Here is a 22,633-nt window from a genome sequence, read left to right as displayed (position 1 = left end):
GAGGTAACTGTGAACAAACTCATTCCATTAAGCATGCTTCTGGGCTTCTCCCTGCCCGTGCTGGCGGCACCCACCCTGGTGTCGGAACAGGTCAAGGAAGAGGGCAAGCTCGGCATTCCCTACCAGATGTACAAGCTGGACAACGGCCTGACCGTCATTCTGGCGCCCGACAAATCCGATCCCCTGGTGCACCTGGACGTCACCTACCACGTGGGCTCGGCCCGCGAGCAGGTGGGCAAGTCCGGTTTCGCCCACTTCTTCGAGCACATGATGTTCCAGGGCTCCAAGCATGTGGGGGATCAGGAGCACATGCGGATCATCAACGAAGCTGGCGGTGACATGAACGGCACCACCAGCAGGGACCGCACCAACTACTACGAGACCGTGCCGGCCAACCAGCTGGAGAAGGTGCTCTGGCTGGAGGCCGACCGCATGGGCTTTTTGCTCGACGCGGTGAGCCAGAAGAAGTTCGAGATCCAGCGCGCCACAGTCAAGAATGAACGAGGTCAAAATTATGACAACCAACCCTATGGTTTAAAGCTTGAGAAGGTGGGCGAGGCGCTCTACCCGCGCACCCACCCCTACTCCTGGCTACCCATCGGCTATGTGGAGGATCTCGACCGGGTCGACGTCAACGATCTCAAGCAGTTCTTCCTGCGCTGGTACGGCCCCAACAACGCCACCCTGACCCTGGGCGGCGACTTCGATACCAAGCAGGCGCTGGCCTGGATTGAGCAGTATTTCGGCTCCATCCCGCGCGGCCCGGACGTGGCCGAGCCGACCCCTGCGCCCGTCACCCTGCCCGAAACCCGTTACGTGACGCTGCAGGACAAGGTGCACCTGCCGCTGCTCTACATCAGCTACCCGACCGTGTCGCTCGGCGATCCGCAGGAGCCGGCGCTCGACATGTTTGCCGACGTGCTGGGCGGTAGCGCCAGCTCCATGCTCTACCAGTCGCTGGTCAAGAGCGGCAAGGCGATTGATGCGGGCGCCTACCACAACTGTGAGGAGCTGGCCTGTACCCTGACCGTCTACGCCTATTCCAACCCGGCGGTGGACGGCAGCCTGAAGACCCTCAAGAGCGAGGTGGACAAGGTGATCGGCGAGTTCGCCGGTCGCGGCCTCAAGCCGGAGGATCTGGAGAAGGCGATCAACAGCTATCGTGCCTCGGCTATCTGGGGGCTGGACAGCGTCTCCGGCAAGGTGAGCCAGCTCGCCATGGGTCAGGTGTTCGCCCAGGACCCCAACTATGTGTTCAAGCGCCTGGATGCCATCGGCAAGGTGACCCCGGAGCAGGTCAAGACCGCCTACGACAAGTTCATCCTGAACAAGCCGGCGGTGGTGTTGAGCGTGGTGCCCAAGGGCAAGAGCGATTGGCAGGCCGCCAAGCCCAACTTCACCCCGGCCAAGCGTGAGCTGCCGGATTACAGCAAGCATGATCAGGTGCTGGCCGAGCGACCGGTGAAAGACGATTTTGATCGCAGCGTGCAGCCCAAGGCGGCCGATGCGGTGAGCGTCAAGGTGCCGGCTATCTGGCGCGGCAAGCTCGACAAGGGGATCGAGATCATCGGCACCCAGAGCGATGAAATCCCTGCGGTTTCCATCATGGTTGCCCTGCCGGGCGGCATGCGGGCCGAAGGCAAGGGTGAGTTGGGGCTGGCCAGCCTCACCGCCAGCATGATGGGACAGGGCTCGGTGCGTCTGACCGAGGCCCAGCTCAGCGACGAGCTGCAAAAGCTCGGCTCCAGCGTCAGCGTCTCCAGCGCCCAGTACAACAACCTGGTCACCATCAGCAGCCTGGCCGACAAGCTGCCGCAGACCCTGGCGCTGGTGCGCGAGGTGTATGAGCGGCCCGGCATGCGCGAGGCCGACTTCGAGCGGGTCAAGGCGCAGATGCTGCAGGGGATGAAGCAGAGCGAGCAGCAGCCGGAGTGGCTGGCCGGTCAGGCCTTCCGCGAGCTGGTCTACGGCAAGCAGAACCGCCTCGGTCAGCCGGGTGACGGCGTGCTGGCCGATGTCGAGAAGCTGACTCTGGCGGACGTGAAGCGCTTCTATCAGAACTACTACAACCCGACCAACGCCAAGGTGGTGGTGGTGGGTGATGTGACCCAGTCCCAGGTGGAGGATCAACTCGCCTTCCTGACCCAGTGGAAGGGGGCCGAGCCCTCTCTGGGCAGCCTCAAGCCGGCGGGTGAGCAGGCCAAGCCGGGCATCTATCTGGTGGACAAGCCGGGGGCGCCCCAGTCGGTGATCCGCATCGGTCGCCGCGCCATGCCGTTCGATACCACGGGTGACTATTTTACAGCCGCATTGATGAATTTTAATTTCGGGGGAAGTACAAGCAGTCGCATTAACCAAAATCTTCGTGAAGACAAGGGCTACACCTATGGTGCCAGTTCGGGCTTCTCCGCCAACCGGGAGGCGGGTACCTTCGCCACCGGCGCCGACGTGCGGGCCGATGCGACCGTGGATGCCGTCCGCCAGTTCCTCAAGGAGATGGACAACTACCGCAAGAACGGGCCGACGCCGGTGGAGCTGGCCTACATGCGCAGCGCCGTCTCCCAGCAGGATGCCCTCTCCTACGAGACCCTGGGCCAGAAGGCGGGCTTCCTGCTGCAGATGATCATGTACGACCTGAAGCCGGACTATGTGCAGGCCCAGAACAACCTGATCAAGACGGTGTCGGCCGAGACGCTCAAGGCCAGTGCGGCACGCTGGCTTGACCCGGCCGAGATGGTGATTGTGGTGGTGGGGGACAAGCAAAAGCTTGAAAAACCCTTGAAGGAGCTTCATCTTCCCATCTATCCGCTGCAGCTGCCCTGAGGGCGCTACATAATAAAGAGTGCCGCCCCCCTGTGGGGCGGCCACACATGAGCCGTGAATATGACTACGACAAGCTTGTCACTCACCGAGTTGTTGACCGCCCTGGGTTCGCCGGAACGGCTGACCGCCCTCAAGGGGATCCGGCGCGGGATCGAACGTGAATGTCTGCGCATCACCCCGGAAGGAACCCTGGCCCAGACCGATCACCCCCGCAGTCTGGGCTCGGCGCTGACCCATGCCAACATCACCACCGACTACTCGGAGAGCCTGCTGGAGTTCATCACGCCGGCCACCGACTCCATCGACAGCCTGATGGAACAGCTTGGCGACATCCACCGCCACACCATCCACCATCTCGGTGATGAGCGGATCTGGCCGCTCTCCATGCCCTGCTTCGTCGGCGACGAGGAGAACATCCGGCTGGCCCAGTACGGCAGCTCCAACATCGGCCGGATGAAAACCCTCTACCGGCAGGGGTTGAAGAACCGCTACGGCAGCCTGATGCAGGTGATCGCCGGGGTGCACTTCAACTTCTCCATGCCGGACAGCTTCTGGTGCGAGTGGCAGGAGCTGGTGTGCGAGGGGTGCTGCAGCCAGCGCTTCATCTCCGACAAGTACATGGGGCTTATTCGCAACGTCTACCGTTTCGGCTGGCTGGTGCCCTATCTGTTCGGTGCCTCGCCGGCCATCTGCGACTCCTTCCTGAAGGGGCGCAAGAGCAATCTGCCGTTCCAGAAGACCGGCAAGGGCACCCTCTACCTGCCCTACGCCACTGCGCTGCGGCTGTCGGATCTGGGCTACACCAATAGCGCCCAGGCGGGGCTCAAGATCAGTCACGACAGCCTGCCGGCCTATGTCAGCAGCCTGCGTCGCGCCATCAACACCCATGATCCCGACTTCGCCAAGATCGGCGTCAAGGTGAACGGCGAGTACCGCCAGCTCAACGACAACGTGCTGCAGCTGGAGAACGAGCTGTACGCCCCGATCCGGCCCAAGCGTACCCCGCGCAGCGGCGAGAAGCCGTCGGATGCGCTGGAGCAGCGCGGCATCGAGTACATCGAGCTGCGCACCGTGGACGTGAACCCCTTCACCCCGTACGGCATCGAGGTGGATCAGATCCGCTTCTTCGACCTGTTCCTGGTCTGGTGCCTGCTGCGCCCGTCCCCGGTGCTGGGCGACGAGGAGATTGCCCGCAATCGCCGCAACCAGACCAAGGTGGTGCTGGAGGGGCGTCGTCCCGGCCTCGAGCTGGAGGACGAGCAGGGTCATGCCATCGGCCTGAAAGAGTACGGCCTCAAGCTGTTCGACGAGCTGGCCGAGGTCGCCGCGCTGCTGGATCGCTGCTGCGGTCGCAACCGCTACCGCGAGACCCTGGCGATGCACCGCGAGAAGCTGCTCAACCCCGAGCTTACCTACTCCGCCCGCCTGCTCAAGCAGTTGCTGGAGAGCGGCCAGGACAACGGCTGCTTCGGCGACGAGCTGGCCAACCGCTACCGGGAAGAGATGCTGGCCGGTGAGCTGCAGTACTGGGACGAGGCCTATTTTGCCGGCGAGGCTCGCGACTCGCTGGCCAAGCAGCGGGAACGCGAGCGCAGCGACTGCCTGTCGTTCGACGACTTCCTGGCCGACTACTTCGGGACCAGCAAGACCCCGGCCTGACGGGATCCACTTCTGCTGCAAGCCGCTCTTCGGAGCGGCTTTTTTATTCGCGCTTCCCAGTAGGCGGTTGGCCGTCACGGGCCCGAAAATAACTGTGAGTCAGCCTTCACTTCAGCAGAGCGATTGGCGGTTTTATTGTCAATCGGCTCACATTTTCCTCTTTTGCAGCTTGAGTCTGATGGGCTTGCCGCCTAATTTCTCGATCACTGAAACGATTCAGCTTAAACAAAAACAAGAGACACGAGGATAAATCCATGTTGAAGAGACTTTCCATTGCCGTACTGTTCGCGCTGGGCGCCAGTTCGGGCCAGGCTGCCGAATTCCTGCTGACCGACTCTCAGCAGGGGCTGGATGCGGGGGACTGGAAGATCACCAGCGACAAGCTGGGGATCAAGAGTCCGGCACCGTTCAGCATCGAGAAGAAACGGCTGCATGGCGGGCGTCAGGAGGGGGTGGACCTGCTGATTGTCGACAACGGGGTGATGAAGATAACCCTGATCCCGACTCGTGGCATGGGGATCAAGGAGGTCAGAGCCGCCGATTTGCGTCTCGGCTGGGATTCGCCGGTCAAGGAGGTGGTCAATCCGGCCTTCATCGATCTGGAGAGCCGCGCCGGGCTCGGCTGGCTCGATGGCTTCAACGAGATGCTGGTGCGCTGTGGCTACGAGTGGACCGGTCACCCGGGAGTGGATGACGACGGCCGCCTCAAGAGTCTGCATGGCCGGGTGCAGAACATTCCGGCCTCCGTGGTCAGCGTGACCATAGACGAGGAGCCGCCTTATGCCATTCACGTGCTGGGCCGGGTGGACGAGCGCACCTTCAAGATGAGCGAGCTGGTCACCTGGACCCAGCTCAGCGTCGTGCCCGGTCAGGCGGAGTTTGCCCTGCAGGACAAGCTGACCAACCACGCCGACTACGAGAACGAGTACCAGATCATCTACCACGGCAACTTCGGGGCCCCCATCCTGGAGGAGGGCGCGCGCGTCAGCACCCCGGTGAAGCAGATCTCCCCGTTCAACGACTACGCCAAGGGGGGGCTGAAGAGCTGGCAAACCTATCTGGGGCCGACCAAGGGCTTCGACGAGATGGTGTTCAACCTGGTGCCCTACAGCGACGCCGAGGGCAACACCCTGGCGGTGCTGAACAACCGGGCAGGCAGCGCCGGGGTGGCGGTGGGCTACAACACCAGGCAGTTGCCGGTGCTGACCCTGTGGAAGAACACCGACACCCGGGCTCAGGGCTATGTGACCGGCATCGAACCCGGCACCAGCTATGCCTACAGCACCAAGTACCAGCGCCCGCTGGGGCTGGTCCCCAAAATTCAGCCGGGGGAGACCAAGACCTTCGACCTGACCTACCGCCTGCTGCAGAATGCCGACGAGGTGAAGCAGGCTCTGGCCAGCGTGGAACAGATCCAGGCCGGCCGGCCTACCGAACTGCGTGACCAGCCGCTGGTCAAGCTGCCGTAAGCAACGGACAAACAGCAAAAAGCCGCTCTTGAAGCGGCTTTTTTATTTCCCTGAACCCGAGCGGTCTCAGACGTGGTTGTACTCAGACATGGTTGTACATCGCCTCGATTTCGCTCTGGTACTTGGACTCGATGATCTTGCGGCGCAGCTTCATGGTCGGGGTCAGTTCCCCCAGCTCCATGGAGAAGGCGCTCGGCAGCAGGGTAAACTTCTTCACCTGCTCGAACTTGGCCAGCTCTTTTTGCAGATCCTGGATGCGTGCCTCGAAGAACTCCACCACCTTGGAGTGGCGCAGCAGTTCGGTCTTGCACTGGTACTGCAGGTTGATGGAGCGGGCGTACTCTTCCAGCGACTCGAAGCAGGGCACGATCAGCGCCGACACGAAGTGGCGGGCATCGGCGACGATGGCAATCTGCTCGATGAAGCGATCCTTGCCGATGGTACCTTCCACCAGTTGCGGGGCCACGTACTTGCCGTTGGAGGTCTTCATCAGCTCCTTGAGGCGCTCGGTGAAGTAGATGTTGCCTTCGCTGTCGAGCTCGCCAGCATCGCCGGTACGCAGGAAACCATCCTCGGTCATCACCTCGGCGGTCGCTTCCGGCTTGTTGTAGTAGCCGCGCATCACGGTCGGGGAGCGCACCAGCAGTTCGTTGTTCTCACCCAGTTTCACCTCGATGCCGCAGAGCGCCGTGCCGATGGAGCCCAGCTTGAACTGGCTGTCTTCGTAGCAGCAGACGGTGGCGGTGGTCTCGGTCATGCCGTAGCCGTACTTGAGGTTGAGCCCCATGGCCTGGAAGAAGAAGTTCACCTCGTCGGCGAGGCGGGCGCCAGCCACCGGCAGGAAGCGGGTGCGGCCGCCGAAGCGGGCGCGCAGCTTGCGAAACACCAGTCGTTCGGCGAGCCAGAGCTGGCCGTAAAGCAGGGGGGAGGCGGTCTTGCCCGCCTGGCGGGTGGCGACCATCTGCTTGCCCACTTTGGTGGCCCAGCCGAACAGGGCCTGACGCAGGCGCGGGGCCTGGGCCACCCTGGCCTGGATCATGGCGTAGGCCTTCTCGTAGAGGCGCGGCACGGCGCACATCACGGTGGGCTGTACCTCGCCGATGACATCCATCACCTTCTGCGGATCGCGGATGTAGACGTTCTCGGCGCCGCAATAGAGCACGTAGTAGCTCCAGGCCCGCTCGAACACGTGGCTGAGCGGCAGCATGCAGAGCGACACATCCTGCTCGTTCAGATCGAGGCGGCTGTTGTGCATCTCGAAGCAGGCGGCGATGTTGGCGAAATCGAGCATGACCCCCTTGGGCTCACCGGTGGTGCCCGAGGTGTAGATCAGGGTCAGCAGGTCATCCATCCGGTACTGGCTTTCGCGCTCGCGCAATACCTGCTCGCTGGGCTGGTGATTGCCGGAGACCAGAAACGTCTGGAAGTGGCTCGCCTGCGGGCAGCCGCGCAGGTTGACGCTGCCGTCGAGGGCGACCAGCTGGCGGATCTCGCCGCTTTCAATCAGTTGCAGCGCCTGGTCGAACTGAGGCTGTTCGCCGACGAACAGCACCTTGATGCCGGCATCTTTGACGATGTAGCGCAGCTGCTCCAGGGTGCTGGTGGGGTAGATGGGGACACTGACGCCGCGGGCGGCCAGGATGCCGAGATCGGCCTGGGTCCACTCCGGCATGTTGCGGGCATAGATGCCGACCATCTCGGTGGGCTGGTGGCCGGCGCGGATCAGCGCCTGGGCACAGTAGTCCATGGCCTGTCCCAGAGTACGCCAGCCGATGGCACGCCACTGGCCATCCTGTTGTACGCGCAGGGCGGCCTTGTTGCCAAGCCGGGCGATACGCTCCCGCATCAGTCGAACCAGGTGGTGTTTCGGCATCAGTCAGACATCCTCAAGTAACAGTTGTACGCCCTAAGGGGCACTGAAAAATCGCGCTGGAGTTTAAACTCTAAGATTACAGCTTACAAGTGTTCGCCATTTGTCTTGGATCACAAAGTCGTCAATTAGGGTGAGCTTGAGGCATGATGGGAGCTGACATGCGGAGCCATTCAGGGAGGGTGAACAATGAGTGTCGGCATCAAGGGGGTGGTGACCGGGGTATTGCTGTTATTGGCGGGGGCCGGCGGGCTCTGGTTTACGCTGGGTGGCACGGGGAGCGAGGAGGACAACCCCTGGCTGAGCGGCGCCGAAGGCTATGCGCAGGCGCAGCAGCTGGCCCTGCACAAGGGCTATCCGCTGCTCTACGTGATCGAACGCGCCAAATGCCGGCGCTGCAAGCTGCTGGATACCAGCCTGTGGCAGTCAGAGGAGATGGCGCCGGTGCTGGCCCGGCTGGTCAAGGTGCGCCTCAACCCGGATGCGGGGGATGGCAGCGAGCACATACTGCGCCGCTTCCCGCAGGTGGCGACGCCGCCCGGCATCTATGTGCAGCAGCCGGGCGAGCCGCTCAAGCCCATCAAGATAGTGGTGGATATCCAGCAGATCTGGATGCCCGGGGTGACCTGGCAGCGCGGCTTCTTCATGCCGCTCTCCGCCGCCGGGTTCGAGGCGGTGCTGCACACCACTCAAAGCCTGCAGGATCCGGCCCTCGACAACGCGCCGCTGCTGTAGTGCTGCAGATGTAGTGCCGCAGATGTAACGCGGCGGCCTAGCCGAAGTCGAACAGGCGGGACATCAGCACGGCATCTTCCCGATCCTGGCCGGTGCCGTAGTAGTCGGCGCGCCGGCAGTACTCGGCAAACCCTTCGCTCTCGTAGAGGCTGATGGCGGTGCTGTTGCCGGCCCGCACCTCGAGGAACCAGGCCTCGGCCTTGTTGGCCTTGCTGCGGCTGAGGTACTCCTTGAGCAGCGCCCGCCCCAGCCCCTTGCCCTGAAAGTCGGGGTGCACGCAGATGTTCATCAGCGAGCTGTCGCCCGCCACCAGATCCGAGATGTAGAAACCGGCCGGCTGGCCGTCGACCAGCAGCAGGCCGTTGAGGTAGCGCGGCCCGAAGCAGGAGAGCAGGTTGGCCTGGCTCCAGGGCTCCTTGTGGGCAGCCTGTTCGATGGGGTAGATGAGCTCGAAGTCGGTCTCGAGCAGGGGACGAAATTGCACCATGGTGGCTCCGGGTCGGGGCGGCTGAACGAAGAGAGGGTGGGGCGCGGCGCTCAGCCGAGGCGCCCCTTGAGCTGCTGCCACAGCGCCCGTTTCTGGGCCGGGCTGGGCGCGAGCGGGCAGATCAGGGCCTCTGGCCAGGCGGGGTCGGCCGCCTCCAGCCAGAGCAGGGGCGGGGTGTGGCCAACGGGCAGGCTGCTTAGCAGGCTGACTTCGTCGCTGCCGATGCCGAGCAGCTGGCAGAGATCCGCCAGCAGGCCGGGGGCGGGCAGCCGGCTCGCCAGGATCCAGAGCTTGCCGCTTGGCGGCTCGCTTGGCACGGCGGAGGCGGGGGCCGCCTCCTGCTCGCTTGCCGGGCTCTCATTGGCCGGCGCGGGCGCAACCTGATGGCCCGCCAGCAGGGCTGGCCGGCGCAGTTGCCAGCTCGGGATGCCCATCCGGGCCAGCAGGTGTTGCCGCAGGCGACCGGATGCCTGGTCAGGTTGCGCGGGGGTGGGCTCCCGCGCTGTGGTCAGCTGCACTGGATCTTGCATGGACGATGACTCAGTCTTGATCTGCATTGATGAAAAAAGCTCTGCGCAGGGTACACTCGAACGCGTTTTGCTGCATCTTTTGCGGTATGTTTTAGCCAGGTGAGGCGGCCCGGCGCTCGGCAACCGGCTGGAGCGAGCCACAGGCGGCCTCCCGACAATCCAATAAGCAGGACAGGGAACCTTCGATCGCGTCGCGGGTGTGCCGGTTCCAGACAACCCCAGTATCGGAAGTGTGCCTATGCCACCTTTAGCATCACAGAATCTTCGTCTCGCCCCCATTCACGAGCGCCTGCCACGCCTGCTGTCGGCCCTCGGCGAGGGGCTCTACGAGCGCCAGGATGCCCTGCGGCTCGGCCTGCTGGCGGCCCTGTGCGGCGAGAGCGTGTTTCTGCTGGGCCCGCCCGGCATCGCCAAGAGCCTGATCGCGCGGCGCCTCAAGCTGGCCTTCTTCGATGCCCGCCACTTCGAGTACCTGATGACCCGTTTCAGCACGCCGGAGGAGGTGTTCGGCCCCCTCTCCATCCAGGCGCTGAAGGAGGATGGCAAGTATCTGCGGCTCACCGCCGGCTACCTGCCGGAGGCCGAGGTAGTGTTCCTCGACGAGATCTGGAAGGCGGGCCCCGCCATCCTCAACACCCTGCTCACCGCCATCAACGAGCGGCAGTTTCGCAACGGCGACAGTCAGCACCCCATCCCCATGCGGCTGCTGGTGACCGCCTCCAACGAGCTGCCGGCCCCCGACAGCGGGTTGGAGGCGCTCTACGACCGCATGCTGGTGCGGATCTGGATGGACCGGGTGCAGGAGAAGGCCAACTTCCAGGCCATGCTGGCCAGCGACGGCCAGTCCCACCAGAATCTGCCGCCCTCGGTGCAGATCCACGGCGAGGAGTACCTGGAGTGGCAGGAGCAGATCGACCGGATCCGGTTGCCGGATGACTGCTTCGAGCTCATCTATCAGCTGCGCCAGCAGCTCGACAGCCAGCTGGCCCACAGCTGCTACGTGTCGGATCGGCGCTGGAAGAAGGCCGTCAGGCTCATCAAGGCGAGCGCCTTTTTCAATGGCCGCGACGAGGTAGCCCCGCTCGATCTGCTGCTGTTCAAGGATTGCCTCTGGCATGACGAGGCCTCGCGCACCGCCCTGCTGGAGATGATGACCGAGTTCTCTCGCCTCTACGGCTATCAGCAGCTGGCCATGACCCGTCAGCTGATGGGACTGCGGGAGCAGTTCAAGCAGCTCAGGCAGAGCGTGGCCCAGCGCCTGTGCTGCAAGGCCAGAAAGCGCCAGCAGTGGTTCGGGCGCCGCGCCCGCGGCATCCAGATCCCGCTGGCCAACGCCCGCCCGTTCGGCAAGCTGGCGCACTTCCACCTGCTCACTCCGGCGGCGCTGGATGGCGACGATCCGGAGCGGCTGGTGGAGACGCTGGTATTCGACCGCACCCTGCTCTCCCACTGGCATCCCACCGGCGAGGCGCTGGTGGGCTGGCCGCTCGGCAACCCCAAGGAGGGCCACTACGAGCTGGTGCTGGACGACGAGCTGCGCCTGCACGTGCTGGACTTGCAGCGCCAGCAAATTCCCCTGGTGCTGGTGGAGCGCAATCCCATCCCCGAGGTGGTGATCGCCCCCTGGCAGGCCGCCCTGACCGGGCTGCTGGCTGAGGCCGGCGTGCTGGCGCAGGAGCTCAAGCGCCAGCGCAACCTGTTCGAGCGCCATCAGCAGCATCTCTTCATCGGTCGCCACTGGCTGCAGCAGGTGGAGGACAGCTTCTTCGTGCTGAACCGGGATCTGGACCAGTTGCGCGCCGACCTCAGCCACTGGCATGACCGGCTGCCGCAGCTGGACGCCTGAACCATGGCGAGCGCGAAAGGGACCGTGGTGAGCCTGGTCGGTGGAGGTCGCCATGCTTGAGATCGGCATGATGGATCTGGGGCTGCTCATCGGCGAGGGGGAGCTGGCGGGCGAGATGGCGCTGCTGCTGGCCTCCACCCCCAAGATCTCCGAGTTCATCAAGCGCTCCCCGTTGCAGGGCAAATTGTTGCAAAAGCGGATCCGCCGCTGGAGCGAACAGCTGGGGGAGGAGATGCGCCACAAGCCGGTGCCGGTGGCGCTGGAGCAGGAGTATCGCCTCTATCAGGCCCACAAGGGGTTGCCGCTGGCCGAGCTGATGGGACGCCTGCCGGCCCTGCTGGACGGGCTGGAGCAGTACAGTCCCTTCGCCGGCGAGGCGCGCAGCCTGGTGCGCCAGCTGATGGCCCACCCCACCGACAGCCAGCGCCAGCTGCTGATCGAGAAGTGGCGCACCAGCCTGGTGGGCAGCCTGCTGCAGCTGCAGCAGCAGATCGCCGAGGCGGAGCGGGAGAAGCAGCGCCAGGAGATCGAAGATCAGCTGCTGGCGAGCCGCACCCTGGCCGATGCGCTCGATCCCAACCAGATCTCCGCCGGCGGGCTGTGGGATCTGGCGCAGGGCAGCTGGCACAAGCGCAGCCTGGTGCTGGTCAAGCAGTATGCCCGCATGCTGCAGCGCGAGCCGCTGCTGGCGGAGATCGCCAACCTGCTGGGGCGCAGCCAGCAGGACAACCGGGCCAACGACTCGCCGGTGCCGCCGGTGCAGGTGCACGAGCTGGAGGAGGTGCAGACCGACGACGTGCCGGACGATCTGGTGGGCATTCATCCGGCCAGCGATCTGATGCGACTGTTGCCGAGCGAGGCGGTGATGCTGGCGCTGCCGGAGCTGGAGCTGGAGTTCTACCGCCGCTATCTGGAGCGGCGCCTGCTCAGCTACCAGTCGCGCGGTACCCTGCCGCGTCAGCGCATCATGCTGCGCACCCCGGAACTCGGCGGGCGGCAACTGCAGCAGCGGGGGCCCTTCATCGTCTGCATCGACACCTCGGGCTCCATGGGGGGATACCCGGAGGAGTGTGCCAAGGCGCTGTTTCTGGCGCTGCTCAAGGTGGCGATGGACGAGAAGCGGGGCTGCTACCTGATGCTCTTCTCCACCGAGGTGGCGACCCTTGAGATCACCGCCGACACCGGGCTCGACAAGGCGGAGCGCTTCCTCTCCATGAGTTTTCACGGCGGCACCGATCTGGTCCCCTGCCTCGAGAAGGCCCTGATCAAGCTGGATGACCCCGCCTTTGCCAAGGCGGACGTGCTGGTGGTCTCCGACTTCATCGCCCAGAGCCTGCCCCACAGCCTGCTGGAGCGGATGAACCGCCAGCGCAAGCAGCAGACCCGCTTTCACGCGGTGGCCATGTCCCGCCATGCCAAGCCGGCGCTGTTGCGGGTGTTCGACAACAGCTGGCTGCTCGATTGCGGCCTGCGCGGGCGCCTGCTGCGGCGCTGGCAGCGCAGCTGAGACAGGCCGTCAGCAGCTAGGCTGGTGGCCGAGTCCCCGTTCGTTGACCTGCTCCTGATCCAGCAGCGGCTGGCCGCTTGGCTGGGAGACGTAAAAACCCTGCTTGCCGCTGCGCTTGACCCGATACATGGCCTGGTCGGCGCGAGCCAGCGCCGTACTGAAATCATCCTGCGGCCGGATCGCCGCAATCCCCATGCTCAATCCCACCGAGGCGTCGCCGTTGGGCAGCTCGAACGGGGTGGAGATGGCGTTGATGCACTGGCGGGCCAGGTGGCTGGTGCGGGGATCGTCGCTGCTCCAGGGCAGCAGCAGCACGAATTCGTCTCCGCCGAGCCGGCCTATCTTCACCCCCTCCTCGCAGCAGTCGCGCAGCCGGCGGGTGAGGGCGATCAGCAGCTCGTCGCCGGCGCGATGGCCCAGGTTGTCGTTGACCTGCTTGAAGTCGTCGAGATCGATGAAGCAGATCGCCCGGTACTCCTGCGGGAACTGGCGCTGCAGTGCGGTGCGGTTGAGCAGGCCGGTGAGGGGATCCCGGTGGGCGAGCTGGGCCAGCTGCTGCTCGTACTCCTTCTCGTGGGTGATGTCGATGTGGGTGCCCATCACCCGTATGGGATTGCCCTGTGCGTCCCGCTCTACCACCCGGCCCCGGTCCAGCACCCAGGTGGTCTTGCCGTCCTTGGCGATCATCCGGTGCATCACCTGATAAAACGGGCTCTTGCCGTTCAGGTGATCGAAGAAGGCTTGCAGCACCCGCTCCCTGTCTTCCGGATGCAGGTGTTCGCGCCAGACGTCGAAGTGGGCCGACAGCTCCTTGGGCTGGTAGCCGAGCATGGCGCCCCAGCGGCGGTTGAAGATGATGAGCTTGCCGGTGGGCACATGGTTCTGCCAGATGCACAAGCCGGTGCCGTCCATGGCGGCTTCCAGCTTCTCCCGCGCATCCTCGGCGACCCGCTTGAGCCGTTCGTTCTCCTGCAGCAGCTTGTCGTAGGCCGCCTGCAGCTCCTGGTATGTCATCAACCCGCGCTTCCCTGTAGTGGATGGCGCTTATAGTCGATGCTGATTTTCCATCTGTAAAGAGGCACGAGGGGTCAGTGTGAGAGCCCGCCAGATCTGGCTGATTTTCTCTCTTTCTCCCTGGTGGCTGTGTGCTTGAACAAGGCAGGATATGATGGTCATAGTGAACACACCTGCCTAGCTGCACCACCAGAGGGGAAACCGAACCGGCATGAAACGCATCATGACCCTGATCCTGCTGACGGGATTGTGCACGCCCCTCGCCTGGGCGGCCCGGGCGCCGCTGACCGAACCCCAGCTCTCCCGCGAGCTGCAACTGCTGGAAGAGGGCTTCCAGCCCGACCGCATATTCCGGCTGCGCATCGCCGCGCTGGTGGCGAGCAAGGATGAGTATCCCCTCGACGTGCAGGGGCGCATCGTGCGCCTGCAGTGCTGGGCCATGCCCGCCGAGTGGGATAGCGAGTATCGCGCCGTGGTGGCCTTTGCCGATCAGCAGCTGGCCATCGCCCGGGCCCGCAAGGACAGGATCACCGAGACCGGCCTGCTCACCTGTCGCGGCTTTCACCAGCAGCTGCTCGGCAACATGGATCAGGCCAAGGCCGACTACCAGCAGGCGCTGGTACTGGCCCGCCGACTCGGCGATCGGCTGCAGGAGGCCGACATCCTCAGCTTTCGCGGCGACATGTACGCCTATCAGGGGGAGCTGGCGGAGGGGCTGATGGAGCTTATCGAGGCGCACAAGCGCTTCGAGTCGCTCGGGCAGGACGGCAAGGCGCGGGAGGTGCTGGCCCAGATCGCCAACGCCTACCGGCGGATGGGGCTCTACGAGCGGGCCGAGGGCTATTTCAAGGAGCTGGAGCACGACTATGGCACCCTGGGGGATCAGGAGCGGCTGGTGGACATCCGCTCCCAGCAGGGGCTGCTCTATGCCGAGATGGGGGAGTATGAACGGGCCCTGCCGCTGATGATCCAGGCCGAGCAGCTCTACCGCTCCCAGCAGAAGGAGGGGCTGCTGGCCTGGATCCAGATCGAGATCGCCACCATCCTCCTCAACCAGAACAAGGTGGCCGAAGCGGTGAGCAAGCTGCAGCAGGCCGATGCCATCCTGCGCAGTGGCGAGAGCTCCGACAGCGTGACCCTGGGCCACTGGCAACTGGTGATGGGGATGGCGGAAGCGGCGCAGAGCAACCCGACCAAGGCGCTCTACTACCTGGCCCAGGCCGAGCCCATCTTCGTCAAGGAGAAGAACCAGCGCTTCCTGGCGCGGGTCTACGAGGTGCGGGCCCGGATCCTGGAGCAGCAGGGCCAGATCAACGGGGCGCTGGCCAGCCTCAAAAAGTACGTCGAGACCAAGCACTCTCTGGAGCGGGTACTCAGGGAGCAGCGTTCGTTGCAGATGCGCTTCGAGTTCGATCTGGCCCGCAAGGAGCTGGAGAACCAGGCCCTCAAGACCAAGCAGCTGCTGCAGGAGGCCAAGCTCAAGCAGCTGCAGGAGCGGCGCCACTGGCAATATGCGGTGGTCATTTTGTTGCTGCTGGTGATGGGCATGCTGGCGCTGCATCAGTTCAATCGCTCCCGCAAGATGCGCCGGCTCGCCATGACCGACGACCTGACCGGGCTGCACAACCGCCGCCAGATCCAGGCCAAGGGGCTGGCCTGGTTCAAGCAGGCGCGAGAGCATGGTCGGGCCTTGTCGGTGCTACAGCTCGACATCGATCACTTCAAGCAGGTAAACGACACCCTGGGCCACCACATGGGGGACAAGGTGCTGGCCGAGGTGGCCAGCTGTGTCGCCGCCCAGCTGCGCTCCCTCGATCGGGTGGGGCGCAACGGTGGCGAGGAGTTTCTGGTGCTGCTGCCCGACACCTGTCTCGACGAGGCGGTCGAGGTGGCGGAGCGGATCCGCCATCGGGTCGCCCAGCTGCGCATCGACGGGATGCCGGAGGGGCAGCCGGTGCACGTCAGCATCGGCTGTGCCCAGTACAGCCCCCTCGACGAGAGCTTCGGCGATCTGGTGCAGCGGGCCGACGAGGCCATGTACCGGGCCAAGCAGGCGGGCCGCAACCAGGTGATGCGGGCCGAGTAGGGGGGCGCAGGCTCCCCTGCTCGTCTGCAAAGCCGGGCTGGGTATTTTTCACTCGCGCGGGTATAATGTCGCGCAATTTTGCTTTGGCTCAGGTGAGAAGACCCATGTAACGCAACCCTCTTCCTCTCTCCACCGGTTGGTCTGATGCCAGCTTGGTGTGGCTCGTTGCGTATCCATGCCGGACCGTGAGTCAATGCGGCACTCCGGAATTATCCCACGGTGGCTTAAGGCCGCCGCCCAATAGAAGAACGTTGAATTATGTCAGCTGAATTTCTGAGTGAAGTCTCCAAGAGACGCACTTTTGCGATCATCTCGCACCCGGATGCGGGTAAAACCACCATCACCGAAAAAGTCCTGCTGTTCGGACAGGCCATTCAGCGCGCCGGTACCGTCAAGGGCCGTGGCTCAGGCCAGCACGCCAAATCCGACTGGATGGAGATGGAGAAGCAGCGTGGTATCTCCATCACTACCTCGGTGATGCAGTTCCCCTATGCCGATTGTCTGGTCAACCTGCTCGACACCCCGGGTCACGAGGACTTCTCCGAAGATACCTACCGTACCCTGACGGCGGTCGACTGCTGCCTGATGGTCATCGACGCCGCCAAGGGTGTTGAAGACCGGACCCGCAAGCTGATGGAAGTGACCCGGCTGCGTGACACCCCCATCCTCACCTTCATGAACAAGCTGGACCGCGAAGTGCGCGATCCGATGGAGGTCATGGACGAGGTGGAGCGCGAGCTCAACATCATGTGCGCCCCCATCACCTGGCCCATCGGCTGCGGCAAATCCTTCAAGGGTGTCTACCACCTCTACAAGGACGAGACCTATCTCTATCAGAGCGGCCAGGGCCACACTATCCAGGAGAAGCGGGTGGTCAAGGGGTTGAACAACCCCGAGCTGGATGCCGCCATCGGCGAAGATCTGGCGGCCCAGCTGCGCGGCGAGCTGGAGCTGGTACAGGGTGCCTCCCCCGAGTTCGATCACGATGCCTTCATCGCCGGCGAGATGACCCCGGTCTTCTTCGGTACTGCACTGGGTAACTTCGGTGTGGACCACATGCTGGACGGCCTGACCGACTGGGCACCGTCGCCCATGCCGCGCAAGGCCGAGAGCCGTGAAGTGGCCGCCACCGAGGAGAAGTTCTCCGGTTTCGTGTTCAAGATCCAGGCGAACATGGACCCGAAACACCGCGACCGTATCGCCTTTATGCGCATCGTGTCAGGCACCTACTCCAAGGGCATGAAGATGCGCCACGTGCGCATCGGCAAGGACGTGAACATCTCCGACGCCGTGACCTTCATGGCCGGTGACCGCGAGCAGGCGGAAGACGCCTTCGCCGGCGACATCATAGGTCTGCACAACCACGGCACTATCCAGATCGGCGACACCTTCACCCAGGGTGAGGATCTCAAGTTCACCGGCATCCCGAACTTCGCGCCGGAACTGTTCCGCCGTATCCGCCTGCGCGACCCGCTCAAGCAGAAGCAGCTGCTCAAGGGGCTGGTGCAGCTCTCCGAAGAGGGTGCGGTGCAGGTGTTCCGTCCGCTCATCAGCAACGATCTCATCGTCGGTGCGGTCGGTGTGCTGCAGTTCGACGTGGTGGTTTCTCGTCTGAAGAGCGAATACAACGTCGAGGCGCTGTACGAGGCGGTCAACGTCTCCACCGCCCGCTGGGTGGAAGGGACCGACGTCAAGAAGTTCGAAGAGTTCAAGCGCAAGAACGAGGTCAACCTGGCCCTCGATGGCGGTGACAACCTCACCTACATCGCGCCGACCATGGTCAACTTGCGCCTGGCCCAGGAGCGTCACCCTGACGTCCAGTTCCGCCAGACCCGCGAGCACTGATAAGTGCTTGCCCGCTAGGCAGACAAGATAAAAAAAGACCCCGCCCAGGCGGGGTCTTTTTTTGCATGGCGATCAAGGCGCAGATGGGGGCTGAGCCCCCGTCACCCGTCGACAAGGGGGGCAATGCCCCCTATAAAGGAGGATGTTACATGATTCAGGGAGTGATGCATGTCGGTCGAACTGCCCGTCGAGGCACAATTTAACGCTTACAACGCCCATGATCTCGAGGCCTTCCTGGCCTGCTTCTGCGAGGCGTTCAAGGGATACCGGATGCCGACGGAGAGCCCGAGCACAGTGGGCAAGGGGGCGCTCCGGACCTTCTATGCCGAGCACAGATTCAATAACCCGCAGCTCAGGGCCGAGCTGCTGTCGAGAACCGTCATCGGCAACAAGGTGTTTGATCACGAGTTGATCTATGGCCTCTCCCCCGAGCCGCTGGAGAGCATGGCGGTCTTCGAAGTGGAGGCGGGTCTGATCAAGACGGCCTGGTTCTACTTCCCCACCTGACAAGCGCCCAGCACCCCTGTCTGCCTCGGCCTGACTGCAAACCCCGTCCGCTAACACCGGCTGGCGTCAGGCCTCGCCCTCCATGCCGCTGGCGAGGTTCGCCAGCCAGCGTTTGACCAGCCGCAACTCCTCCTCGGCCAGCGGGGCGGCCAGCTCCTGCTCCAGCCGGGCGACCCTGGCCTTGGCCTGCGCCAGCAGTTCAGCCCCGGCGGGACTGAGGCTGAGCTGCTGGATGCGGCCATGGACCGCGTGAGGGGTGCGGGCCAGCAGACCGCTGCGCTCCAGGCTGGTCACCATGGGGCTCACTGTCTGGGGGGTGAGCAGGGTGAGCCGGGCGAGCTCGGCGTTGGAGCTGCCGGGATAGGCATCCAACATGGTGAGCAGGGCAAACTGGGGCGCCGTGATGGGCAGGTCCGCCAGTGCCCGCTCCATGCGCAGGCGCTGGGCGGCCGCGGCCTGGCGCAGCAGATAGCCGAGGTGACCCGCTTCGCCGCGCTTGCCTTCGCCTGGGGCGGGCAGGGGGATGGGCAGCTCTGTACTCAAGGGGGGCTTGTTTATCATGTTAGGGTGCTGATATGTTGTTCGTGCCCTGATATTAAATCATGCCCAAGGAGAACACCAGAATGAGCACCCGCATCGATTACCCCGACTTTCGCCAGCTGCTGCCGGCGGCTCACGACGCCCTGATCGCCGCCGGCAAGGCAGTGGACGAGGCTGGCCTCGACAAAAGCCTGAGCGAGCTGGTGAAGCTGCGCGCCTCCCAGCTCAACGGTTGCAGCTTCTGCCTGCAGTATCACCTGAACATTGCCCGTCGCAGCGGGGTGGGGCAGGCCAAGCTGGATCAGCTGGCAGCCTGGCGGGATGCCACCGTGTTCAGCGCCCCGGAGCGGGCGGCCCTGGCCTGGACCGAGAGCCTGACCCTGCTGCCGCCGGACGGCGTGCCCGACGCACTCTATGGCGAGCTGCGCGAGCACTTCAGCGAGGCCCAGATAGTGCAGCTGTCGGTGACGGTGGCCACCATCAACAGCTGGAACCGGCTCGGGGTGGCGCTGCGCTTCGTGCCGCCCGCCGCCCAGCTCTGAGCAACAGGCAAACAAAAGGGCGGCATCGCTGCCGCCCTTTTTCATCCTGAGCTGATCGCTCAGGCTGGTCGCTGGCCATCGTCGGCGCCAAGCGTCAGCACCATGCAGATCTCGCAGGCATCGTGGCCGGTGCAGCCAAGCGGGCCCGGCAGGTGTTCGAAGCCCAGGGATTCGTAGAGCGCGGTGGCCTCGCGCAGCACGGCGGTGGTCTCCAGATAGCAGCGCTGATAACCGAGCGCGCGCGCCTCGTCCAGCGCCTGCAGCACCAGCCGGCGTCCCAGCCCCAGCCCGCGCAGGGAGGGCATGAAGTACATCTTCTGCAGCTCGCAGACTTGCCCCTCTTCTCCCGCCAGCGGCGCTATGCCGCCCCCGCCGAGAATGGTGCCGTCCGGCCCCTCGATCACCCAGTAGCGGCTCTGCGCGCCCTGATAGGTCTCATGCAGCCGATCCAGATTGGGGTCGGCCACCCCGTAGCCTTTGTCGGCGGTGAGGCCGTATTCGGCGGAGACGGCACGGATCACGGCGGCGATATGGGGGTTGTCGGCGGCTGTGATGGGACGGATGCGGTAACCCTGCTGGCGACGGGCGCGGGAGAGGGCGCTGCGATAGAGGCGCAGACCGGTCCACAACTGCTCGCGCTCGGCGAGGGTGAGCTGGGCCAGGGTCTCTTCCATGGCGCTGTCCATCTCCTGATGCAGATCCAGCAGCTGGGCCTGGCCGGCGATGGTGAGGCGCGCCTCCTTGCTGCGACCATCGGACGGATGGGGGTGCCAGCTGATGAGCTCGCGCTCGGCCAGGCGGGCCAGCGGGCGGCTGGCGTTGGACTTGTCGATGCGCAGCCGCTCGGCCAGTTGCTGGTTGGTGGCGGGGCCGCTCTCCAGCTCGATCAGCAGATGGGCTTCGAGCGGACTGAGCGCCAGTTCGCCGCACTGCTGGGAGAGCATGCCGAGTTCGCGAACCAGATCGCGCGACAGGGCGCGCAGGGGGCGGGGATCCATATCAGGGCTTCCTATTTGGTTGTCATCAACAACCAATATAGCCAACTAGTTGTTACTAGCAACTTTTTTATTGCACTGGCGAGGGTTGGGAAACGGCGGACATGACAAGCGGGCACAAAAAAGGGCCCGGGAGGGGGCCCAAACATTGGAAACCCGCGCGAGGGCGCGGATCCCATCCTTGGTCAGGCAAGGTGCCGGCGAGCGTTAGACCAGCTCGGCCAGCATGGTGTCGGTATAGGGCACCAGGGCGTCGCCCTGTTTCACTTTGGCGAGGTAGTCCGGGTTGGCGATGAGCGGGCGACCGATGGCGACGAGGTCGAAGCGGTCGGCCTTGATGGCCTCGGCGGCGGTCTCGGCGCTGTAGTTGCCCACCCCCACCAGATGGCCATCGTAGCGGGCGCGCAGGTAGTCGGAGGCGCGGCCGTCCAAGTAGTCGAAGGTGAGGCTGTCATCGAAGATGCCGAGGTGCACATAGGCCAGGTTGCGCTGGTTCAGCTCGGCCAGCAGGTGGTCGAACACGGCGCGATCCCGGGCATCCCCTTCAAGGTGCACGTAGGCGCCGGGGGAGAGGCGCAGGCCCACCCGATCCCCGCCGATGCGGGCATTGATGGCATCCACCACCTCCAGCGCGAAGCGGCTCATGTTCTCGGGGCTGCCGCCGTAGTTGTCGGTGCGCAGGTTGCTGGCGTGGTGCAGGAATTGATCGATGAGGTAGCCGTTGGCACCGTGGATCTCCACCCCGTCAAAGCCCGCTTCGATGGCGTTGGCGGCGGCCTGGGCGTAATCCTCGACCAGCTGGGCGATTTCGCTCTCGGTCAGGGCGCGCGGCACCTGATAGACCAGCTCGCGCATGCGCGGCACCGTGCCCTCATGGGCGACGGCAGAGGGGGCCAGCACTTCGGCATGGTGGAAGAAGGGGTGGGAGAGACGACCCACGTGCCACAGCTGGGCGAAGATCTTGCCGCCGTTGGCATGCACGGCGCCGGTCACTTTCTTCCAGCCGGCGATCTGCTCGGCGCTGTAGATCCCAGGAGTATTGGGGTAGCCCTGACCGTCCGGCCGGATGATGGTGGCTTCGGAGATGATGAGGCCGATGTCGGCGCGGCGCGCGTAATAGGCGGCCATCTGCTCGGTGGGCACCAGGCCTGGGCCTGCCATGCAGCGGGTGAGGGGAGCCATCATGAAACGGTTGGCGAGGGTGAGGGTGTCGTTGAGGCGATAGGGCTGAAACAGGGTATTCATGATCGTCTGTCCTGAGGGAGTGATTCTTGAACGTGCATTCAAGACGTTTTTTGTTTTGTGTGCAAGTCTTTTTTGAACGAGCATTCAACATGGGTTGGTGTTGCGGTCCCGCTGGGGTAAACTTGCCGCCCTCTTATTTCCCCTCGCCGGCCCCAGGCCGGTGAATCCGCTTTTTCAACGGAGAAACCATGCGCAGCGCCGAGTTCAACCGGGACGACGTCTTGCGAAATGCCATGGAAGCATTTCGGGCCAAGGGTTACGCCAAGACCACCATGCAGGAGCTGGTGGCGGCGACCGGGTTGCATCCAGGCAGCCTCTACGCGGCGTTTGGCAACAAGCGCGGCCTGCTGCTGGCGGCAGTTGATCACTATGTGCAGGAGAAGAGCGCCCTGCGGCGCAGCTTCTTCGCCGCCGCGAGCCCGCTGGCGGGGGTGCAGGCCTACCTCGAGCAGGTGGTGAACGACGCCCTCTGCGGCACCTGTCTGGTGACCCGCACCCTGATGGAGCTGGCGGAGCAGGACGAAGAGCTGCACCTGAAGCTCAAGGCCATCTATGGCGAGCTGGATGCCGATCTGGCTGCGGTGCTGAGCCTGGCCCTCGAGCGCGGCGAGCTGGCGGCCGGGCGCGACATCCCGACCCTGACCGCCTTTTTACTCATCAACATTCAGGGCCTGGTCACCTTCGCCCAGTGCCGGCCCGAGCCCGCCCTGCTGGGTGGCGTGGTCACCCAGTTGATGATGGCCCTGAGGGCGTAATGCGCCGCCCAGAAACAACCATGGCTCCCGCGGGAGCCATGGTTGTTTCTGGGGATGCCACACGCAGCCGAGTTGTTTGCTCCCTTCTCCCCTTGCGGGAGAAGGGTTGGGGATGAGGGGGAGGTCACGGCTCAGCGCAATTCTCCCCTTGCGGGAGAAGGGTTGGGGATGAGGGGGG

18 protein-coding genes are annotated in these 22,633 nt (G+C 64.3%); 11 read left to right on the top strand and 7 right to left on the bottom strand.

Features of this window, described 5'->3' with window-relative positions; genetic code table 11:
• The first annotated feature begins 9 nt into the window (after positions 1-9).
• The 3 genes from PG900_RS09295 to PG900_RS09285 all read left to right on the top strand — a co-directional run bounded on the left by PG900_RS09295 (position 10) and on the right by PG900_RS09285 (position 5,951).
• Positions 10-2,823, top strand: coding sequence for a M16 family metallopeptidase (locus tag PG900_RS09295; RefSeq protein ID WP_270831343.1), 2,814 nt, complete (start codon positions 10-12; stop codon positions 2,821-2,823).
• A 60-nt stretch (positions 2,824-2,883) separates the two neighbouring features.
• Complete coding sequence (gene gshA, locus PG900_RS09290) at positions 2,884-4,482, top strand: glutamate--cysteine ligase (RefSeq protein ID WP_270831342.1); 1,599 nt, start codon at positions 2,884-2,886, stop codon at positions 4,480-4,482.
• A gap of 254 nt (positions 4,483-4,736) precedes the next feature.
• Complete coding sequence (locus PG900_RS09285; protein WP_270831341.1) at positions 4,737-5,951, top strand: aldose 1-epimerase family protein; 1,215 nt, start codon at positions 4,737-4,739, stop codon at positions 5,949-5,951.
• Positions 5,952-6,033: 82 nt separating this feature from the next.
• Here PG900_RS09285 and PG900_RS09280 read toward each other — a convergent pair whose 3' ends face one another.
• Complete coding sequence (locus PG900_RS09280) at positions 6,034-7,824, bottom strand: AMP-dependent synthetase/ligase (RefSeq protein WP_270831340.1); 1,791 nt, start codon at positions 7,822-7,824, stop codon at positions 6,034-6,036.
• Between the two features lie 186 nt (positions 7,825-8,010).
• Here PG900_RS09280 and PG900_RS09275 point away from each other — a divergent pair, with 186 nt between their 5' ends.
• On the top strand, positions 8,011-8,556 hold the full coding sequence (locus tag PG900_RS09275; RefSeq protein ID WP_103827797.1) for a hypothetical protein: 546 nt from the start codon (positions 8,011-8,013) through the stop codon (positions 8,554-8,556).
• Between the two features lie 37 nt (positions 8,557-8,593).
• Here PG900_RS09275 and rimI read toward each other — a convergent pair whose 3' ends face one another.
• Positions 8,594-9,043, bottom strand: coding sequence for a ribosomal protein S18-alanine N-acetyltransferase (gene rimI / locus PG900_RS09270; RefSeq protein WP_024944545.1), 450 nt, complete (start codon positions 9,041-9,043; stop codon positions 8,594-8,596).
• A gap of 50 nt (positions 9,044-9,093) precedes the next feature.
• A complete protein-coding gene (locus tag PG900_RS09265) occupies positions 9,094-9,573 on the bottom strand; it encodes a DNA polymerase III subunit psi (RefSeq protein WP_270831339.1) in 480 nt (159 codons plus the stop codon).
• Positions 9,574-9,811: 238 nt separating this feature from the next.
• On the opposite strand from PG900_RS09265, the gene PG900_RS09260 reads away from it, so the two are divergent.
• Both PG900_RS09260 and viaA read left to right on the top strand, forming a co-directional pair.
• Complete coding sequence (locus PG900_RS09260) at positions 9,812-11,419, top strand: ATPase RavA domain-containing protein (protein ID WP_270831338.1); 1,608 nt, start codon at positions 9,812-9,814, stop codon at positions 11,417-11,419.
• Between the two features lie 52 nt (positions 11,420-11,471).
• Positions 11,472-12,926, top strand: a complete 1,455-nt coding sequence (gene viaA, locus PG900_RS09255) for an ATPase RavA stimulator ViaA (RefSeq protein ID WP_016349461.1) — start codon at positions 11,472-11,474, stop codon at positions 12,924-12,926.
• A 9-nt stretch (positions 12,927-12,935) separates the two neighbouring features.
• On the opposite strand, the gene PG900_RS09250 is transcribed toward viaA, so the two are convergent.
• Positions 12,936-13,940, bottom strand: coding sequence for a sensor domain-containing diguanylate cyclase (locus PG900_RS09250; RefSeq protein ID WP_270831337.1), 1,005 nt, complete (start codon positions 13,938-13,940; stop codon positions 12,936-12,938).
• 223 nt (positions 13,941-14,163) lie between these two features.
• Between PG900_RS09250 and PG900_RS09245 the strand changes: the two genes are divergently transcribed.
• From PG900_RS09245 to PG900_RS09235, 3 genes are all read left to right on the top strand, one after another.
• Positions 14,164-16,026: a diguanylate cyclase gene (locus PG900_RS09245; RefSeq protein ID WP_333563442.1), complete on the top strand. Its 1,863-nt coding sequence runs from the start codon at positions 14,164-14,166 to the stop codon at positions 16,024-16,026.
• Positions 16,027-16,281: 255 nt separating this feature from the next.
• Complete coding sequence (prfC, locus tag PG900_RS09240) at positions 16,282-17,871, top strand: peptide chain release factor 3 (protein ID WP_085946238.1); 1,590 nt, start codon at positions 16,282-16,284, stop codon at positions 17,869-17,871.
• Between the two features lie 168 nt (positions 17,872-18,039).
• Positions 18,040-18,378, top strand: coding sequence for a nuclear transport factor 2 family protein (locus PG900_RS09235; RefSeq protein WP_270831335.1), 339 nt, complete (start codon positions 18,040-18,042; stop codon positions 18,376-18,378).
• A gap of 66 nt (positions 18,379-18,444) precedes the next feature.
• Here the strand turns inward: PG900_RS09235 and PG900_RS09230 are convergent, their stop codons facing one another.
• Positions 18,445-18,939 carry a MarR family winged helix-turn-helix transcriptional regulator gene (locus PG900_RS09230; RefSeq protein ID WP_270831334.1) on the bottom strand — a complete coding sequence of 165 codons (495 nt, stop codon included), beginning with the start codon at positions 18,937-18,939 and terminating at the stop codon, positions 18,445-18,447.
• A 62-nt stretch (positions 18,940-19,001) separates the two neighbouring features.
• Between PG900_RS09230 and PG900_RS09225 the strand changes: the two genes are divergently transcribed.
• Positions 19,002-19,460, top strand: coding sequence for a carboxymuconolactone decarboxylase family protein (locus PG900_RS09225; RefSeq protein ID WP_194759116.1), 459 nt, complete (start codon positions 19,002-19,004; stop codon positions 19,458-19,460).
• Between the two features lie 59 nt (positions 19,461-19,519).
• Here the strand turns inward: PG900_RS09225 and PG900_RS09220 are convergent, their stop codons facing one another.
• Positions 19,520-20,458, bottom strand: coding sequence for a bifunctional helix-turn-helix transcriptional regulator/GNAT family N-acetyltransferase (locus tag PG900_RS09220; protein ID WP_029301998.1), 939 nt, complete (start codon positions 20,456-20,458; stop codon positions 19,520-19,522).
• Positions 20,459-20,662: 204 nt separating this feature from the next.
• Positions 20,663-21,700: an alkene reductase gene (locus PG900_RS09215; protein WP_270831333.1), complete on the bottom strand. Its 1,038-nt coding sequence runs from the start codon at positions 21,698-21,700 to the stop codon at positions 20,663-20,665.
• Positions 21,701-21,888: 188 nt separating this feature from the next.
• Here PG900_RS09215 and PG900_RS09210 point away from each other — a divergent pair, with 188 nt between their 5' ends.
• Positions 21,889-22,455, top strand: coding sequence for a TetR/AcrR family transcriptional regulator (locus PG900_RS09210; protein WP_270831332.1), 567 nt, complete (start codon positions 21,889-21,891; stop codon positions 22,453-22,455).
• The last annotated feature ends 178 nt before the right edge of the window (positions 22,456-22,633 follow it).

Origin of the sequence: Aeromonas sp. QDB03, assembly GCF_027707985.1 — a bacterium.
Lineage (GTDB): Bacteria > Pseudomonadota > Gammaproteobacteria > Enterobacterales > Aeromonadaceae > Aeromonas > Aeromonas hydrophila.
This window is presented reverse-complemented; position numbering and strand designations above follow the sequence as displayed.

Excerpts from the sequence above, each read along its gene's own strand:
- gshA (WP_270831342.1), top strand. The coding sequence starts at position 2,884 with ATGACTACGACAAGCTTGTCACTCACCGAGTTGTTGACCGCCCTGGGT.
- PG900_RS09285 (WP_270831341.1), top strand. The coding sequence starts at position 4,737 with ATGTTGAAGAGACTTTCCATTGCCGTACTGTTCGCGCTGGGCGCCAGT.
- PG900_RS09280 (WP_270831340.1), bottom strand. The coding sequence starts at position 7,824 with ATGCCGAAACACCACCTGGTTCGACTGATGCGGGAGCGTATCGCCCGG.
- PG900_RS09275 (WP_103827797.1), top strand. The coding sequence starts at position 8,011 with ATGAGTGTCGGCATCAAGGGGGTGGTGACCGGGGTATTGCTGTTATTG.
- rimI (WP_024944545.1), bottom strand. The coding sequence starts at position 9,043 with ATGGTGCAATTTCGTCCCCTGCTCGAGACCGACTTCGAGCTCATCTAC.
- PG900_RS09265 (WP_270831339.1), bottom strand. The coding sequence starts at position 9,573 with ATGCAAGATCCAGTGCAGCTGACCACAGCGCGGGAGCCCACCCCCGCG.
- PG900_RS09260 (WP_270831338.1), top strand. The coding sequence starts at position 9,812 with ATGCCACCTTTAGCATCACAGAATCTTCGTCTCGCCCCCATTCACGAG.
- viaA (WP_016349461.1), top strand. The coding sequence starts at position 11,472 with ATGCTTGAGATCGGCATGATGGATCTGGGGCTGCTCATCGGCGAGGGG.
- PG900_RS09250 (WP_270831337.1), bottom strand. The coding sequence starts at position 13,940 with ATGACATACCAGGAGCTGCAGGCGGCCTACGACAAGCTGCTGCAGGAG.
- PG900_RS09245 (WP_333563442.1), top strand. The coding sequence starts at position 14,164 with ATGACCCTGATCCTGCTGACGGGATTGTGCACGCCCCTCGCCTGGGCG.
- PG900_RS09235 (WP_270831335.1), top strand. The coding sequence starts at position 18,040 with ATGTCGGTCGAACTGCCCGTCGAGGCACAATTTAACGCTTACAACGCC.
- PG900_RS09230 (WP_270831334.1), bottom strand. The coding sequence starts at position 18,939 with ATGATAAACAAGCCCCCCTTGAGTACAGAGCTGCCCATCCCCCTGCCC.
- PG900_RS09225 (WP_194759116.1), top strand. The coding sequence starts at position 19,002 with ATGAGCACCCGCATCGATTACCCCGACTTTCGCCAGCTGCTGCCGGCG.
- PG900_RS09220 (WP_029301998.1), bottom strand. The coding sequence starts at position 20,458 with ATGGATCCCCGCCCCCTGCGCGCCCTGTCGCGCGATCTGGTTCGCGAA.
- PG900_RS09215 (WP_270831333.1), bottom strand. The coding sequence starts at position 21,700 with ATGAATACCCTGTTTCAGCCCTATCGCCTCAACGACACCCTCACCCTC.
- PG900_RS09210 (WP_270831332.1), top strand. The coding sequence starts at position 21,889 with ATGCGCAGCGCCGAGTTCAACCGGGACGACGTCTTGCGAAATGCCATG.